At 43.3% G+C, this 16232-nt stretch carries 12 protein-coding genes; 8 read left to right on the top strand and 4 right to left on the bottom strand.

Translation table 11 applies throughout. The features are described 5' to 3' along the window. The first annotated feature begins 33 nt into the window (after nucleotides 1–33). Nucleotides 34–3168: an efflux RND transporter permease subunit gene (locus K6V21_RS18945; RefSeq protein ID WP_217713102.1), complete on the top strand. Its 3135-nt coding sequence runs from the start codon at nucleotides 34–36 to the stop codon at nucleotides 3166–3168. Nucleotides 3169–3233: 65 nt separating this feature from the next. Here the strand turns inward: K6V21_RS18945 and K6V21_RS18940 are convergent, their stop codons facing one another. The 3 genes from K6V21_RS18940 to K6V21_RS18930 are packed head-to-tail and all read right to left on the bottom strand — an operon-like array spanning nucleotide 3234 to nucleotide 6773. Then, a complete protein-coding gene (locus K6V21_RS18940; RefSeq protein ID WP_217713103.1) occupies nucleotides 3234–3683 on the bottom strand; it encodes a type I restriction enzyme HsdR N-terminal domain-containing protein in 450 nt (149 codons plus the stop codon). A 4-nt stretch (nucleotides 3684–3687) separates the two neighbouring features. Next, a complete protein-coding gene (locus K6V21_RS18935) occupies nucleotides 3688–5676 on the bottom strand; it encodes a sensor histidine kinase (RefSeq protein ID WP_224319536.1) in 1989 nt (662 codons plus the stop codon). Continuing rightward, the gene (locus tag K6V21_RS18930) at nucleotides 5673–6773 is read right to left on the bottom strand and encodes a sensor histidine kinase (protein ID WP_224319535.1); all 1101 of its coding nucleotides are present in this window, start codon (nucleotides 6771–6773) and stop codon (nucleotides 5673–5675) included. Before K6V21_RS18930 ends, K6V21_RS18935 begins: the two co-directional genes overlap by 4 nt. A gap of 95 nt (nucleotides 6774–6868) precedes the next feature. Between K6V21_RS18930 and K6V21_RS18925 the strand changes: the two genes are divergently transcribed. The 5 genes from K6V21_RS18925 (at nucleotide 6869) to K6V21_RS18905 (ending at nucleotide 12224) form a co-directional block, all read left to right on the top strand. After that, nucleotides 6869–7645 carry an AMP nucleosidase gene (locus tag K6V21_RS18925; RefSeq protein WP_007214225.1) on the top strand — a complete coding sequence of 259 codons (777 nt, stop codon included), beginning with the start codon at nucleotides 6869–6871 and terminating at the stop codon, nucleotides 7643–7645. A gap of 8 nt (nucleotides 7646–7653) precedes the next feature. Next, a complete protein-coding gene (holA, locus tag K6V21_RS18920) occupies nucleotides 7654–8673 on the top strand; it encodes a DNA polymerase III subunit delta (protein WP_022210439.1) in 1020 nt (339 codons plus the stop codon). A 1252-nt stretch (nucleotides 8674–9925) separates the two neighbouring features. After that, the gene (locus tag K6V21_RS18915) at nucleotides 9926–10396 is read left to right on the top strand and encodes a helix-turn-helix domain-containing protein (protein WP_217713106.1); all 471 of its coding nucleotides are present in this window, start codon (nucleotides 9926–9928) and stop codon (nucleotides 10394–10396) included. A gap of 152 nt (nucleotides 10397–10548) precedes the next feature. Continuing rightward, nucleotides 10549–11325, top strand: coding sequence for a dihydroorotate dehydrogenase electron transfer subunit (locus K6V21_RS18910; protein WP_224319534.1), 777 nt, complete (start codon nucleotides 10549–10551; stop codon nucleotides 11323–11325). Next, the gene (locus tag K6V21_RS18905) at nucleotides 11313–12224 is read left to right on the top strand and encodes a dihydroorotate dehydrogenase (RefSeq protein ID WP_217713108.1); all 912 of its coding nucleotides are present in this window, start codon (nucleotides 11313–11315) and stop codon (nucleotides 12222–12224) included. The genes K6V21_RS18910 and K6V21_RS18905 overlap by 13 nt, the downstream gene beginning before the upstream one ends. A gap of 89 nt (nucleotides 12225–12313) precedes the next feature. Here the strand turns inward: K6V21_RS18905 and trmD are convergent, their stop codons facing one another. Beyond that, complete coding sequence (trmD, locus tag K6V21_RS18900) at nucleotides 12314–12994, bottom strand: tRNA (guanosine(37)-N1)-methyltransferase TrmD (RefSeq protein WP_217713109.1); 681 nt, start codon at nucleotides 12992–12994, stop codon at nucleotides 12314–12316. Nucleotides 12995–13073: 79 nt separating this feature from the next. Here trmD and ligA point away from each other — a divergent pair, with 79 nt between their 5' ends. Together ligA and dapA are read left to right on the top strand one after the other, a co-directional pair. Next, nucleotides 13074–15071 carry an NAD-dependent DNA ligase LigA gene (ligA, locus tag K6V21_RS18895; RefSeq protein WP_224319533.1) on the top strand — a complete coding sequence of 666 codons (1998 nt, stop codon included), beginning with the start codon at nucleotides 13074–13076 and terminating at the stop codon, nucleotides 15069–15071. A 104-nt stretch (nucleotides 15072–15175) separates the two neighbouring features. Continuing rightward, the gene (gene dapA / locus K6V21_RS18890; protein WP_217713111.1) at nucleotides 15176–16069 is read left to right on the top strand and encodes a 4-hydroxy-tetrahydrodipicolinate synthase; all 894 of its coding nucleotides are present in this window, start codon (nucleotides 15176–15178) and stop codon (nucleotides 16067–16069) included. Nucleotides 16070–16232: the final 163 nt, after the last annotated feature.

The raw sequence follows: 16232 nt of genomic DNA, 5'->3' as shown, positions 1-16232 counted from the left end.
AACTAAATAGTTAACAACTAAACCCTAACATTCATGTTTTCAAAATTCTTCATAAACCGCCCCATTTTCGCTACTGTGTTGGCGCTACTGATTGTAGTGGCAGGATTGGTCACTCTGGGCATACTGCCTATCGCGCAGTATCCAGAAATTACTCCGCCAACCGTACAGGTCAGCGCCGTATATCCGGGAGCCAATGCTCAGACGGTGGCACAAACCGTAGGTATTCCTATCGAACAGCAGGTAAACGGTGTAGACGGCATGCTTTATATGTCATCCAATTCTTCTTCATCCGGTGCTTATTCGCTGACCATCACCTTCGCTGTTGGAACAGATATCGACATGGCGACCGTACAGGTGCAGAACCGTGTCAGTGTGGCGCAGGCTTCCTTGCCGACACCGGTGGTAGTACAGGGAGTGACGGTGCAGAAACAGTCATCGAACATCGTCATGTTCCTCACAATGACGTCAGATAATAAGGAGTACGACGGACTTTACCTCAGTAATTATGCCACACTGAACCTGGCCGACCAGTTGACACGCGTGCCCGGTGTAGGCGCCGTCAATGTAATGGGAGCAGGCGACTACTCCATGCGTATCTGGCTGGACCCGGCAGCACTGCGTATCCGTAACCTTTCCGCATCCGATGTGTACCAAGCCATACAGGCGCAAAATGTGGAAGTCAGCGCCGGAACCGTCGGGCAACCTCTGCCGGCAACCGGAACCTCCGGCAACAGTGGTTCGCCCGCCTATCAATACACTCTTACGGTGAAAGGGCGACTTTCTTCTCCCGAAGAGTTCGGCAATATCATTCTGCGCACCGAAACAGGCGGACGGGTGCTTCGCTTGAGAGATGTGGCGCACATCGACCTCGGCTCGGCATCCTACAACGTCGTTTCACGCCTGAACGGACAGCCAACTGCCGCCATTGCCATCTACCAGCAGCCCGGTTCCAACTCACTGGATGTCTCCAAAGGGGTGCGTGCCAAGATGCAGGAACTGTCGCAATCCTTTCCGCAAGGTATAGATTATAGTGTGACGCTGGATACGACAGATGTCATTCATGCTTCGGTGGACGAAGTGCTGGTGACTTTCCTGGAAACGACCTTACTTGTGGTACTCGTTATTTTCCTCTTCCTGCAAAACTGGCGAGCAGTCATCATTCCGTGTATCACCATTCCCGTATCACTCATCGGTACTCTGGCAGTGATGGCACTCTTCGGATTCTCCATCAACACGCTGACGCTTTTCGGACTGATACTTGCCGTAGCCATTGTGGTGGACGATGCCATTGTGGTGGTAGAAAATTCGAGCCGATTGCTCGATACCGGGCAATACAGTGCCCAGGAGGCAGTCATCAAGGCGATGGGAGAGATTACCGGCCCGATTGTGGGTGTGGTGCTGGTGTTGCTTGCCGTATTCATCCCCACAATGCTCATCAGCGGCATTTCGGGACAACTTTACAAGCAATTTGCACTGACTATTGCCGCCAGTACCGTATTGAGTGGCATAAACTCGCTGACACTGACTCCGGCACTGTGTGCTCTGATATTGCAACCTACCAAACCTGCCAAATCTCCACTTTTCCGGGGATTCAACTTTGTGTACGACAAGACACAGGGAGTATACGACAGGACCGTAGGCTGGTTACTCCGACGTCCGGGCGCCGCACTTTTGTCTTATGCAGTGTTTACGGCTCTGGCAGTTATTCTGTTCATCAAGTGGCCCAGTACATTTATCCCCGAAGAAGATGACGGATATTTCCTCGCTGTTGTGCAGTTGCCGCCCGCCTCAAGTTTGGAACGGACGGAAACCGTAGGACGGGAAATCAATGAAATCCTCAACAGCTATCCCGAAGTGAAAAACTACATCGGCATATCCGGCTTCTCCGTGATGGGCGGAGGGGAACAGAGCAACTCCGGAACCTATTTCGTGATTCTAAAAAACTGGGATGAACGCAAAGGCAAAGAACACACCGCACAGGCTATCGTCAACCGTTTCAATGCGCAGGCATACGGCATACAGGAGGCGGAAGTGTTCGCCATGGTTCCCCCGGCCATTCCCGGACTGGGTGCCACAGGAGGATTGCAGTTGCAATTGGAAGATCGGAAAAATCTGGGTGCGACAGAGATGCAACGCGCTGTAGAGGCACTGATGGAAACATATCACACAAAGTCTGCATTGGCCAGTGTCAGCAGCCAATACCAAGCTAACGTGCCGCAGTATTTCTTGAATGTCGACCGTGATAAGGTACAGTTGATGGGCATTCCGTTAAACAGTGTTTTCACCACATTGGGGTACTATATGGGAGCTGCCTACGTGAATGATTTCGTGGAATTCGGACGTATTTATCAAGTGAAACTTGGTGCGCGAGACCATGCACAGCGGGTTATTGATGATGTATTGAAACTGAGCGTACCGAATGCGGCAGGAGAGATGGTGCCGTTCTCAGCTTTCACCAAAGTGGAAGAGCAACTGGGGATGGACCAGATAAACCGGTACAATATGTACTCCACCGCATCCATCACCTGCAACGTGATGCCGGGAAGCAGTTCGGGAGAAGCGATTCAGCAAATGGAAGAGCTCTTCCGCGAACAATTAGGAGATGAATTTGGCTACGAATGGACTTCGGTTGCCTATCAGGAAACACAGGCAGGAACCACCACAAGTACTGTACTGTTGATGGCCTTACTGGTTGCATTCCTGGTACTGGCAGCACAATATGAGAGTTGGACGAGTCCGGTATCTGCGGTTATGGGACTGCCGGTGGCACTGCTGGGAGCAATGATCGGGTGCCTGGTAATGGGAACACCGGTCAGCATCTATACACAAATCGGTATTATCCTGCTTGTGGCACTGTCCGCAAAGAATGGTATTCTAATTGTAGAGTTCGCCCGCGATTTCCGCGCAGAGGGAAACTCCATCCGTGATGCAGCATTCCAAGCAGGTCATATCCGTTTGCGACCTATCCTGATGACATCGCTGGCGTTTGTACTCGGTGTGATGCCATTGCTTTTTGCCTCAGGAGCGGGAGCGGAGAGTCGTATCGCACTGGGAGCCGCAGTAGTATTCGGTATGGCACTGAATACGTTGCTTGCCACAGTCTACATTCCGAATTTCTATGAGCTAATGCAGAAGTTGCAGGAGCGATTCAGCAGGAAAAAAGAGTAGTAATTCAGGATGAGGTTGTGTCAAAACGCTGGCACAACCTCATTTCAGCCATGATAATGCTAACCTTATAGTAGTTGATAATCAGGTATATCTGGCAGGAAAGTATAACTATTTTTTTCGTAATCCATGCGACAGCAATAATGTTGAAGCCCATTGCTCACAACCAGATAATCCACTTTCAGCACCATATTATAGCGCGTAATCTGATTGAACACCGCTTGGGTGATTTCTATATCCGGAGCTTTGTACTCCACAATCATCCTTGCCGTCAGGTCGCGACGGTAAAGCACAGTGTCGCAACGCTTCTTTGTACCATTCAGCTGCACCTGCACTTCATTTGCCATCAATGCCTGCGGGTATCCTTTATGATTCAAGAGGAAATGCACAAAATGCTGGCGCACCCATTCTTCGGGCGTAAGCGCCACATAACGGCGGCGTATCACGTCGAAAATGACAGGTTTTCCTTCACGGTTCACCACTTTGGCATCGAATACAGGGAGGTTTAGTGACAACATTATATTATATAGGATAAGTGATTACAATTACTTTCTTACCATTTTCCACCTCAATCTGATAACTTCCCTTGAAAGTTTCCAGATAAAGCCGGTTGATGTCATGCTGTATCTGACAGAGTTGCTGTTCTTCTTCCGTTGCCTTCAGCAGTGGGCTGCCATGTACGACAAGTTTCATGAACTCATCTTCACGGGTTAAAGTGTAATCCACCCAAGCTATCCCCTGGTACTCCTCAGAAGCAGAAAGCACAGACGACAGCAGCTTCATGAAACGTCCGCTATCCGCTTGTATCATTAACACCTCCAGTTCTGTATCGAATTGTAAGTGCACCGCATTCCCTTCCTGCATCTCCACCATCATCTTGGCATCGCGGCATAATTGCACCGCATCACACTCCGCAACACTAAACTTCATCATACCGGATTCCAGACGGGAAAGGTCCAGCACGTCAAATATCAGTTGAGACAACTGCCCGGCACTCTTCTTCACCAAAGCAGCGTATTCCTCCATCTGTTCCTGCGACAACCCTTTCTCAGTAGAAAGCACCTCGGAGAAACCGACCACCATATTCAGCGGTTCGCGTATCTGGTAGGTGATATTGCGCAAGAAAACCTCTTTCATTTTATTAGCAGCTTCCACCGTTTCCAACGCTTCACGCGTTTCTTTTTCCGAACTGAGCAGCATCCGATTCACATGCAAGCCACGAACCAGCAATGTTACCAAGAGTGCAATCACCAACACAATCAACCCCACCAACAGCAGATTATAATGTCTCTCCGCCACTGCCTGTTCCAGTAAAGCCTGGCGAATGAGGTAGTTAGCCTGATGCGCTTCTTCGTGCAGACGCAATACATCCCGGTTCAGGGAGTCCATTTCGATTGCGCCACGGAGGTAGTTCTCAGCAGCTTCCCTATAGCGTCCCGCAATCTCAAGGGCGTTTCCTTTTATGATAAACACCGACATTTTATACAATGGCTGCGTGCCGTCAAATGAAGCCAGAGCAGTATCATACTCATTGAAACTCTTATCCCAGTCTCCATTCAAGCAATAATATCCACCCCACATGATGCGGTATTTTATCTTATAAGAGAACAAAGTGTTTGATGAATAATACTTCCGGGCTTGTTGCAGATGCTTCAACAGGTTGCCAAGATCGGCATTATCCAGATAGACGGCACAGTACGATAGTTCCATATCCAACATTTTGTCTCTATAACTGTCCGCCTTTTCAGGTGATTCTTTCAATACTTGCTCCATCATGTCACGCTCCATATTCAGCTCGGAAAGCATGTTGTCATATTCTCCTCTTAGTTGATAAATAGTGGCCACTTCGTTATAGACCGTTGCCTTATCCACTTTAGGCAGATAGGGGATTTCCAACGCTTCCCGGTATCTCTTAACTGCTTCATCCTCTTGTTTAGAAGCTCTCAAAGCTCTGGCAGTAGTCAGCACAGAGTTGTAAATGCCCGTTACATTATTCAATTTCCGGGCCTCTTCTTCCATACGTCCTGCCTCCAGAAGAACATATTCCGTATCTCCCCGCACTGTGCTGAACTGAAGAATATCTCCCCATGCCGTGAAATAAAGATCATAAATCTTATATTTCCGGCTGACGGTTCGCAAGGTATTGAACGCTTGGTTCATCCGTGCCGTATCGACCTGGTACTTATAATGACGATAGTAATCATAACGAATACCAACTTCTTCTTCTCTATATTGGCTGTCGACAGCCAATACTAATGCTGAATCGAGCAATTCTACCGACCATTTCTCACCAATATTCTTCTGCAACATGTCACGCATGAACTTCACACGCCTTGCGGTATCTCCCGACATGGAGTGATAGATAAAGAAAATGCTGTCACGCAACTGTTTATCCCGGGCGGAGAGGAGCTGTTCTGTTTCCAGTTTCTCACGGGCGGACAGCGTATCTTCCGCTTTCAGCATCAACACCGGCATCAACAGGCAAAGTATGATAAATCCTATCTTTTTCATGACCGCACCTCCTGTACTATAGGGTGCATAAATACAAAGCGGGAACCTCCGGTATAGCTTGAATCTATCCGGATGTCACCATTCAAACGCTTGATTATCAACTGGCAGATGGACAAGCCAAGCCCCGTTCCTTGCGCCTTCTCGTTCAGCTTTTCAAAACGTCCGAAGATGCGTGACTGCTTCTCTAAAGGAATGCCACAGCCGGTATCGGTCACTGAAAACTGCGCTTTATTATCATCTGTCTGCTCCAGCTTCAATGTGATACTGCCTTCCTTCGTGAATTTGGTAGCATTCACCAACAAATTAATCAATAACTGTTGCAAGCGTTCTGCATCGGTCTGCAATTCCAACGAAGTTAGTTCAGTCTCAAACATCATTTCCGCATCAGTCTGCTTAATGGCACTCAAGGTCTTCACCACATTCCGGCAAAGAGACACAGCATCACAATGTTTGATATTGAACTTCATATTCGCCACATCCAGACACGAAATATCTATCACATCATTAATCAGCTTCAACAATAATTCCGAATTCAACTGGATAATATCATTGCACTGTTCACGCGTCCCTTCATCAATACCGGGCATCGTGAGCACCTCCGCAAATCCGGAAAGAGCATTCAACGGCGTTTTAATTTCATGGCTCATATTGGAAAGGAACAGACTTTTGTTACGGATAGACTCTTCAGCCAAAGTCTTCGCACGATTCAGTTCTTCACGCGAACGCGACAATAGCCTGTTTTGCTTTCTTATGTAGAAAACGCAGCCTATAAATACGGCTATAAGAATGATTCCTGCAATCCACATCAGACGCAGCAAACGACTCTGCTGAAGATTTCTCTGCAACTGTACTTCATCTATGGAGTATTTGTTTCGCAAATCTTCGACTTTGCGAGAATTGATGTCCTGATAAGTAGCTATTATGTGGCTATTCACATCCATATAGAGACTACATGCTTTCTCATAATGTCCCGCTTGCAGTTCCCTGGCCGCAACTTCCCAACGCAGGCTGTCATTATTCTGCCACTGTGCTTGTTCCTGTGCCCATACAACACTACTTAACAAACCAAATAGCAATAGTAATAAATGCTGTTTCATCCTGTTTTAATTTCCTGATTCTACTTTTTTATTGTACTTTTGTGAGTTAAATAATCGCTCCTTAAAGTATTAGGGAACAAATTTAATGAAATCTTATGAAAACAAAGCAAGAAATCGTAGCTAACTGGCTGCCTCGTTACACAAAACGTAAGCTTGAGGACTTTGGAGAGTATATTCTGTTGACTAACTTCAACAAGTATGTGGATATTTTTGCGGAGAAGTTCAACGTGCCCGTTCTTGGTAAGGACGCTAATATGACGTCTGCTTCAGCAGAAGGCATGACCATCATCAACTTTGGTATGGGAAGCCCTAACGCTGCAATTATCATGGATTTACTAAGTGCTATACAGCCCAAAGCCTGCCTGTTTTTGGGCAAGTGCGGTGGTATTGATAAGAAAAACAGAATAGGGGATCTCATCCTTCCCATTGCTGCCATCCGTGGCGAAGGAACTTCTAATGACTACTTCCCACCCGAAGTACCGGCACTGCCGGCATTTATGTTGCAGCGTGCCGTTTCTTCATCCATTCGCGACCATGCCCGCGACTATTGGACAGGTACCGTATACACTACCAACCGCCGTATTTGGGAGCATGATGAGGAATTCAAGGAATATCTGAAGAAAACCCGTGCCATGGCCGTTGATATGGAAACAGCGACTCTCTTCAGCTGCGGTTTTGCCAATCACATCCCTACCGGAGCCATCTTACTGGTTTCTGACCAACCAATGATTCCTGAAGGAGTAAAAACCGATAAAAGCGATAATCTGGTTACCCAAAATTACGTAACCGAGCACGTTGAAATCGGCATCGCATCCCTGCGTATGATTATCGACGAGAAGAAAACCGTAAAACATCTGAAATTCGACTGGTAAAAACGAATATGGCAAAACAGGAAATCACGTGTGATGACATCTTAAAGGAACTGAGAGCGAAGCAATACCGTCCCGTCTATTATCTCATGGGCGAGGAACCCTATTACATCGACCTCATTGCCGACTATATAACAGACAATATTCTGACCGAAACGGAAAAGGAGTTCAACCTGACCGTTGTCTACGGGGCAGATGTGGATATAGCTACCGTTATTAATGCCGCCAAGCGTTATCCGATGATGTCCGAGCATCAGGTGGTGGTGGTAAAGGAAGCGCAGAATATCCGTAATATGGAGGAGCTTTCTTATTACCTCCAAAAACCGCTGCTTTCTACCATATTAGTAATATGCCATAAACATGGCGTACTAGATCGAAGGAAGAAGCTGGCTGCCGAAATCGAAAAGACTGGTGTCCTGTTTGAATCTAAAAAAGTGAAGGATGCGCAACTGCCTGCATTCATCACTTCTTATATGAAACGCAAAGGTATTGACGTGGAACCTAAAGCCACTGCCATGCTGGCCGATTTCGTTGGCGCCGACCTCAGTCGCCTCACGGGAGAATTGGAAAAGCTGATCATTACACTTCCAAAAGGTCATACACGCGTTACCCCCGAACAGATAGAAAAGAACATTGGTATCAGTAAGGATTATAACAACTTCGAATTACGCAGTGCCCTCGTTGAAAAGGATGTCCTGAAAGCTAATAAGATAATAAAATATTTTGAAGAAAATCCAAAGACAAATCCAATTCAAATGACTTTATCTTTACTTTTTGGATTCTTTTCTAACTTAATGTTGGCCTATTATGCCCCTGAAAAATCGGAGCAAGGCATAGCCAACATGTTGGGACTGCGTACCCCCTGGCAGGCCAAAGACTATCTCGCAGCTATGCGCCGATATAATGGAGTAAAGACCATGCAAATTATCGGAGAAATACGATATGCAGATGCAAAATCTAAAGGAGTGGGAAATCCATCTTTAAGTGACGGGGATATTCTTCGCGAACTGGTCTTCAAGATTCTGCATTAACAGCTTTTTTCTTCTATACACTCTTCATTAAACAAGAAATTTAGCTTTTCCTTCACCCCCTTCCACTGTTCTCAAACGTACTGTTCATAGGTAATAGAGTGTGGAAGGGTATCTGAAATACATACAACATATTCGCTGAAACAGATGGTCTATATACAATGAACAGACCATTTATCTGATATAAACACATGGTCTGTTTAATGTAAATAGACCATGTGTTTTTATATAATATAATCTCCTGTCCCGAGTAAAGCAGGCATATTTTTATAGGAAAACAATATACTTTTTCTTAGAAAAAGGAAAATTATATTTAGAAAGTGGTCAGCAGATCAATGGAAATAGATCATCTATTTCTTATTTTAGAAGAGATTATACTTTTAACTATATCAGCAGTAATAGAGAAGAAAATGCTATTTTCACTATCATTATGTCATTTCTCACTTAAAAAGAGATTATTTTTCTAGAATGAGAGAATTTTAGAACTAAAAAATAGGGCATAATGCACTGTATTACAATCAAATATGTTTAAAATAAGCTCCTGAGAATTAAGAAATTCCAAGTTCACGATCATTTATACAGAAATAAAGCAAGGATTTACAATTACGAAGACTTTAGAACATATCAATTGAACTCTCCTTATTTTAGTGTAACAAATTCTTTCTGCAATATCGAATCTATCATCAAGAATAAATGCAATTAGAAAAGGAAATAGTTGTTATTTCAACTATGAAATATTAAAAACGTAATATCACTATATTTACAATTGGATATATAACAATTATATATATAACAAACGTAATCAAAAGGCATAATATACAATTGTAATAAAGCTGTTTTTAATGAGATAATGATGAAATAACAAAAGTAATAGGAGAGGGGTTAACGAGGAATAAAATCACAATTAAAATATTAATAATCAGTATACATATAACAATTTATATGATCTAAGAGTTTATAGAAAGAGAAATCAATGAGAAAACAATTGTAATATGGAATATATCACGGAGAAAACTTCAATTTATACACATAATAACCAATAATATATATAGTTTTATTAAAGTAAAAATATGGGTTAAAAATCTAGGTAATATATATCATCACATTTGTATAAATAACATTTGAAATAATTGACATACAATTGTAATATGAAAGAATTCACATTTTAAATTTGCTTTTGTAACTTCATTTTTTTACTTTTGTAATTTAAAAGAAAATTAATACAATTGTAAATATCACCTATGTCGCAACAATTATGAGCATAAAAGATAGGTTCAAAATGATCATGGATCGGGAAAAATTAACCGCAGGCGCATTTGCCGAAAGTATTGGTGTAGCTCAAGCTACCATCTCACATATTTTAGGTCCGCGTAATAAGTATCCAAGTACAGAAGTTATTCTTCGCCTACATCAAAGATATAATGATATAAATTTGGAATGGTTACTTACTGGACAAGGTGAAATGAGTAATACGTCTTCCGATTCTGACTCTTCTATCGAGAGTGGATTCGACTATCCATTATTCGCTGAGAATTCCGTAAATCCGTCCAAAGAGACAGGTCCGGCCGAAAATCGCAAGGAAATCGCATTAGAAACGCCTGTAAATGCCACTAAAGAGATTGTAAAACAAGAGATTATCTATAAAGAAAGGCCTCCCAGAAAAATCACTGAAATAAGAATTTTCTTCGACGATAATACGTACGAGACGTTTAAACCCGAAAAGTAAGGCTCATAAACGACTATTTGCACAATTTCCCATATCTTTGGATAAGATAAGCATCGAATGCAGAACTTTTTCATGCAAGCATGAAAGTTCTGCATTCGATTTGCATTATCTTTGTACCCTAAAGATAAAATTCACCTCTTTTATATAGGATAATGAAAAAATACATTTTAGATTTGACAGTGACTGAGAATGTCCGACTGCACGCTAATTATGTGCTGTTGAAACTGACGTCTCTGTCTCCGCTTCCGGATATGCTTCCGGGACAATTTGCAGAAATACGTGTGGACGGATCTCCAACTACTTTCTTGCGCCGCCCCATTTCCATTAATTATGTAGATAGGCAACGCAATGAAGTGTGGTTTCTGATCCAACTGATTGGAGACGGAACCAGGCAATTAGGCGAAGCAAAAGCCGGAGATACGGTCAACGTGGTACTTCCTTTGGGAAATGGCTTCACAATGCTTGAAAAGGCTTCTGATAAGCTTCTGTTAGTAGGTGGAGGTGTTGGTATAGCTCCCATGCTTTATCTGGGCGAGCAATTAGCTAAAAACGGCAGTAAACCGACGTTCCTTCTGGGAGCAAGAAGCGATAAGGACTTGTTGCAACTGGAGCAGTTTGCAGCTTATGGTGATGTATATACGACTACCGAGGACGGTAGTCATGGCGAAAAGGGATATGTGACACAACATTCCATATTGAATAAGGTGCAATTCGAGCAGATTTACACTTGTGGTCCTAAGCCTATGATGATGGCGGTGGCTAAATATGCCAAAAGTAAAGATATAGCTTGTGAAGTATCATTGGAAAATACAATGGCGTGTGGTATAGGCGCTTGCCTCTGTTGTGTGGAAAATACAACGGAAGGACATTTATGTGTATGTAAAGAAGGTCCGGTTTTTAATATAAACAAACTATTATGGCAGATTTAAGTGTAAATATTGGAGAATTACAAATGAAGAATCCGGTGATGACGGCTTCCGGCACATTTGGGTATGGTGAAGAGTTTGCCGATTTCATTGATATTACGCGAATAGGTGGTATAATTGTAAAGGGCACGACTCTTCACAAACGTGAAGGTAACCCATATCCGCGTATGGCAGAGACTCCGTCAGGTATGTTAAACGCTGTGGGACTGCAAAATAAGGGAGTAAATTACTTTGTTGAACAGATATATCCGCGTATTAAGGACATCGAAACCAATATGATTGTAAATGTTTCGGGTTCTGCCATAGAAGATTATGTAAAAACAGCGGAAGCCATTAATGAACTTGACAAAATTCCTGCCATTGAATTGAACATCTCTTGTCCCAATGTAAAGCAAGGTGGAATGGCTTTTGGCGTCACTGCAAAAGGAGCCGAAGAAGTGGTGAAAGCTGTGCGTGCAGCTTACAAAAAGACACTTATCGTAAAGCTGTCTCCCAACGTGACAAGCATCGCTGAAATAGCCCGTGCAGTAGAAAATGGCGGTGCAGACAGCGTTTCATTAATTAATACACTGCTTGGAATGGCTATAGACGCGGAACGCAGGCGCCCTATACTCTCTACAGTAACAGGTGGTATGTCCGGCGCAGCAGTAAAACCAATCGCACTCCGCATGGTATGGCAAGTAGCTCAGTCGGTAAAAATACCTGTCATCGGTTTAGGAGGTATCATGAACTGGAAAGACGCAGTGGAATTTATGCTTGCCGGAGCTTCAGCCATCCAAATCGGTACGGCAAATTTCATCGATCCGGCAGTTACAATTAAAGTAGCGGAAGGTATAAATGACTATCTCGATAGACATGGATACAAGTCCGTGAAAGAAATTATCGGTGCGCTTGAGGTATAACCAATAACAAGTGAATATCATTCGCACCTCTTTTACATAAAAAAGGACATTCATTACGAATGTCCTTTTTCCATTTTTATACAACTGTTTTATTCCTCTCCCAGCAAATCCGGGCGGAGTCTGCGCGTCCGTTCCAAAGACTGTTGCAACTCCCATTCCTTAATCTTAGCCTCATGCCCGGACAATAAAATTTCCGGAACTTTCCAACCATTGTAATCGGCAGGTCTTGTATAGACCGGAGCAGCCAAAAGATTATCCTGGAATGAGTCGGATAACGCTGATTGCTCATCGGAAATAACACCGGGGATGATGCGGACAATAGCATCCGCCATCACTGCTGCCGCCAGTTCTCCACCGGTCAGCACATAGTCTCCAATACTGATTTCTTTAGTGATCAGATGCTCGCGAATACGATAATCGATACCTTTAAAATGTCCGCAAAGGATAATGAGGTTCTGGGTAAGTGAAAGTGTATTGGCCATTGGCTGATTGAACTGCTCACCATCAGGAGTCGTAAAAATGATTTCATCATACTCCCGTTCTGCCTTCAAGGCATTGATACAGCGCTCTATAGGCTCTATTTTCATCACCATTCCGGCAAAACCGCCAAAAGGATAATCATCCACCCGTCGATATTTATCTTCAGTATAATCACGTAAATTATGAATATGTATTTCTGCAAGCCCTTTATTCTGAGCACGTTTCATTATGGAGCAATTGAAAAAGCCTTCAATCATCTCCGGTAGAACTGTTATTATATCAATGCGCATATTAATTTTAATTTTCTGCAAAAGTACAAATATTAGAGGAGAAACCTGTATTTTTGCGTTCAAACAATCTGAAATAGCTATGACTGCAAAAGAAAAGATAGATCAACTCCGTGCCGAACTGCATCGGCACAACTACAATTATTACGTGTTGAATGCTCCCGAAATCTCCGACAAAGAGTTCGACGACATGATGCGGGAATTGCAGGAGATGGAGCGAGAACATCCTGAATATCAGGACGAAAATTCACCAACCATGCGAGTAGGAAGCGATTTGAATAAGAATTTCACGCAAGTGACACACAAATATCCAATGCTTTCGTTGGGTAATACCTATTCCGAAGGTGAGGTATCTGACTTTTATGATCGCACTCAAAAAGCCCTGAACGAAGATTTTGAAATTTGTGCCGAACTTAAATATGACGGTACTTCCATCTCACTAACATACGAAAACGGTAAATTAATACGTGCCGTAACCCGTGGCGACGGTGAAAAAGGCGATGATGTAACGGATAATGTGAAGACAATCCGTACTATCCCCCTTGTTTTGCATGGTGATTATCCCCAATTATTTGAGATCAGAGGGGAAATACTAATGCCGTGGGAAGTCTTTGAGGAACTAAACCGCGAAAAAGAGGCACGCGAAGAACCTCTTTTCGCTAATCCGCGTAATGCCGCATCAGGCACTTTGAAATTACAAAACTCTGCTATAGTTGCTTCCCGCAAACTGGATGCCTACCTTTATTATTTATTAGGCGAAGAACTTCCTTGCGACGGACATTATGAAAACCTGCAGAAAGCTGCACAATGGGGATTCAAAATCTCCGACCATATGAAGAAGTGTCACAGCCTGCAGGAAGTGTTTGATTACATCCATTATTGGGATACGGAACGGAAAAATTTACCTGTAGCCACGGATGGCATTGTTTTGAAAGTTAATAGCCTGAAACAGCAGAAAAACCTCGGTTTCACCGCAAAATCTCCTCGTTGGGCCATCGCATACAAGTTTCAGGCAGAGCGTGCATTGACCCGCTTAAACAAGGTGACTTACCAGGTGGGAAGAACCGGAGCAGTAACCCCTGTTGCCAACCTGGATCCGGTACAATTATCGGGTACTATCGTGAAACGCGCCTCTCTGCATAATGCGGATATCATCGAAGGGCTCGACTTGCATGTCGGCGATATGGTTTATGTAGAAAAAGGTGGCGAAATCATACCCAAAATTACCGGAGTAGATAAAAATGCCCGAAGTATGATGGTAGGTGAAAAAGTGAAGTTCATCACTCATTGCCCTGAATGTGGCAGCAAATTAATCCGTTACGAGGGAGAAGCTGCGCATTATTGCCCCAACGAAACGGCTTGTCCACCTCAGATAAAAGGAAAGATCGAGCATTTCATCAGCCGGAAGGCTATGAACATTGACGGATTAGGCCCGGAAACTGTAGATATGTTCTACCGGTTAGGACTCATTAAGGATACGGCAGATCTGTACAAGCTGATTGTAGACGATATCAGGAATCTGGACCGTATGGGAGATAAGTCGGCGGAAAATATCATCAAGGGTATTGCTCAAAGTAAGGAAGTACCTTTTGAGCGAGCGTTGTTCGCCCTGGGTATCCGCTTTGTCGGTGAAACTGTAGCAAAGAAAATAGCTAAGTCCTTCACTGACATAGAAGAACTGGAAAATGCAGATCTTGAAAGATTGATAAATATCGATGAAATCGGTGAGAAAATAGCGCAAAGCATCATTTCCTACTTCGCTAATCCTCTGAATAGAGAATTAATAGAGCGACTGAAAGTTGCCGGATTACAGTTTAACCGGAAGGAAGAAGATCTGAGCGGCTATACTAATAAGCTTGCCGGACAGTCTATTGTAATCAGTGGTGTGTTCACCCATCACTCCAGAGACGAATATAAAGATTTGATAGAGAAGAATGGAGGAAAAAATGTAGGTAGCATTTCTGCCAAGACCAGTTTTATCCTGGCAGGCGAAAATATGGGACCCGCCAAATTGGAAAAAGCGCAAAAGCTAGGTGTACAGATAATGAGCGAAGATGAGTTTTTAGCGCTCATTTCGTAACATTTTTCCAGTGAAATCTTTTTTATAGCTTATATTTGCTGTAGAAATCGAAAATATTCGTACTTTTGCGAGTCATTTAATTAGAGATTACTTAAATTTCACTCATGATACAGACTAAATTGAAAGGAATGGGGGTAGCGCTGATTACTCCTTTTAAAGAGGATGAAAGCGTTGATTACGATGCATTGATACGTTTGGTGGACTATCAACTTCAAAACAATACTGATTTTTTGTGTGTGCTGGGCACCACGGCAGAAACTCCGACACTGACGGAAGAAGAAAAAAAGAAAATCAAGAAAATGGTCATCGAACGCGTAAATGGTCGGATACCTATCCTGCTCGGTGTTGGTGGAAATAATACGCGCGCCATTGTGGATACGCTTCAAAACGACGATTTTACCGGAATAGATGCCATTCTGTCTGTTGTTCCCTATTATAATAAACCTTCTCAGGAAGGTATTTATCAACATTATAAAGCAATTGCAGAGGCTACAGAGCTCCCAATTGTACTCTATAATGTTCCCGGTCGTACCGGTGTAAATATGAAAGCAGAAACCACGCTGCGCATTGCCCGTGACTTCAAAAATGTTATTGCTGTCAAGGAAGCTTCCGGTGACATCACTCAAATGGATGATATCATCAAGAATAAACCGGCCAATTTTGACGTTATTTCGGGGGATGATGGTATTACCTTCCCCTTGATTACTTTGGGAGCTGTTGGAATCATATCAGTCATCGGAAATGCATTTCCACGCGAATTTAGCCGCATGGTAAGACTGGCATTGCAAGGAGATTATGCAAATGCATTGACTATCCACCATAAATTTGCCGAGTTATTCAAGCTTCTTTTTGTGGATGGCAATCCGGCAGGCGTAAAAGCAATGTTGAACGTTATGGGAATGATTGAGAATAAACTCCGCCTTCCGCTTGTGCCTACTAGGATTACTACTTTTGAAGCCATGCGGAAGATTTTGGATGAGTTAAACATTAAGTGCTAAGAAAAAAACGAAGATACTTCTTTGTAAAACATCCCCTGAGATAGATTATTTCATCTCAGGGAATGTTTTTTTTCGTCTCATGAGACAGATTTATTCATCTCAGGAAAGAAATTATATGATTTCCGCACGTATTCTTTGGGATTCAGTCCATTTACTAAAATGC

Source organism: Bacteroides cellulosilyticus (genome assembly GCF_020091405.1).
Classification (GTDB): domain Bacteria; phylum Bacteroidota; class Bacteroidia; order Bacteroidales; family Bacteroidaceae; genus Bacteroides.
Note: the sequence above shows the minus strand (reverse complement) of the source record. Positions and strands in the feature narration are given on the sequence as shown.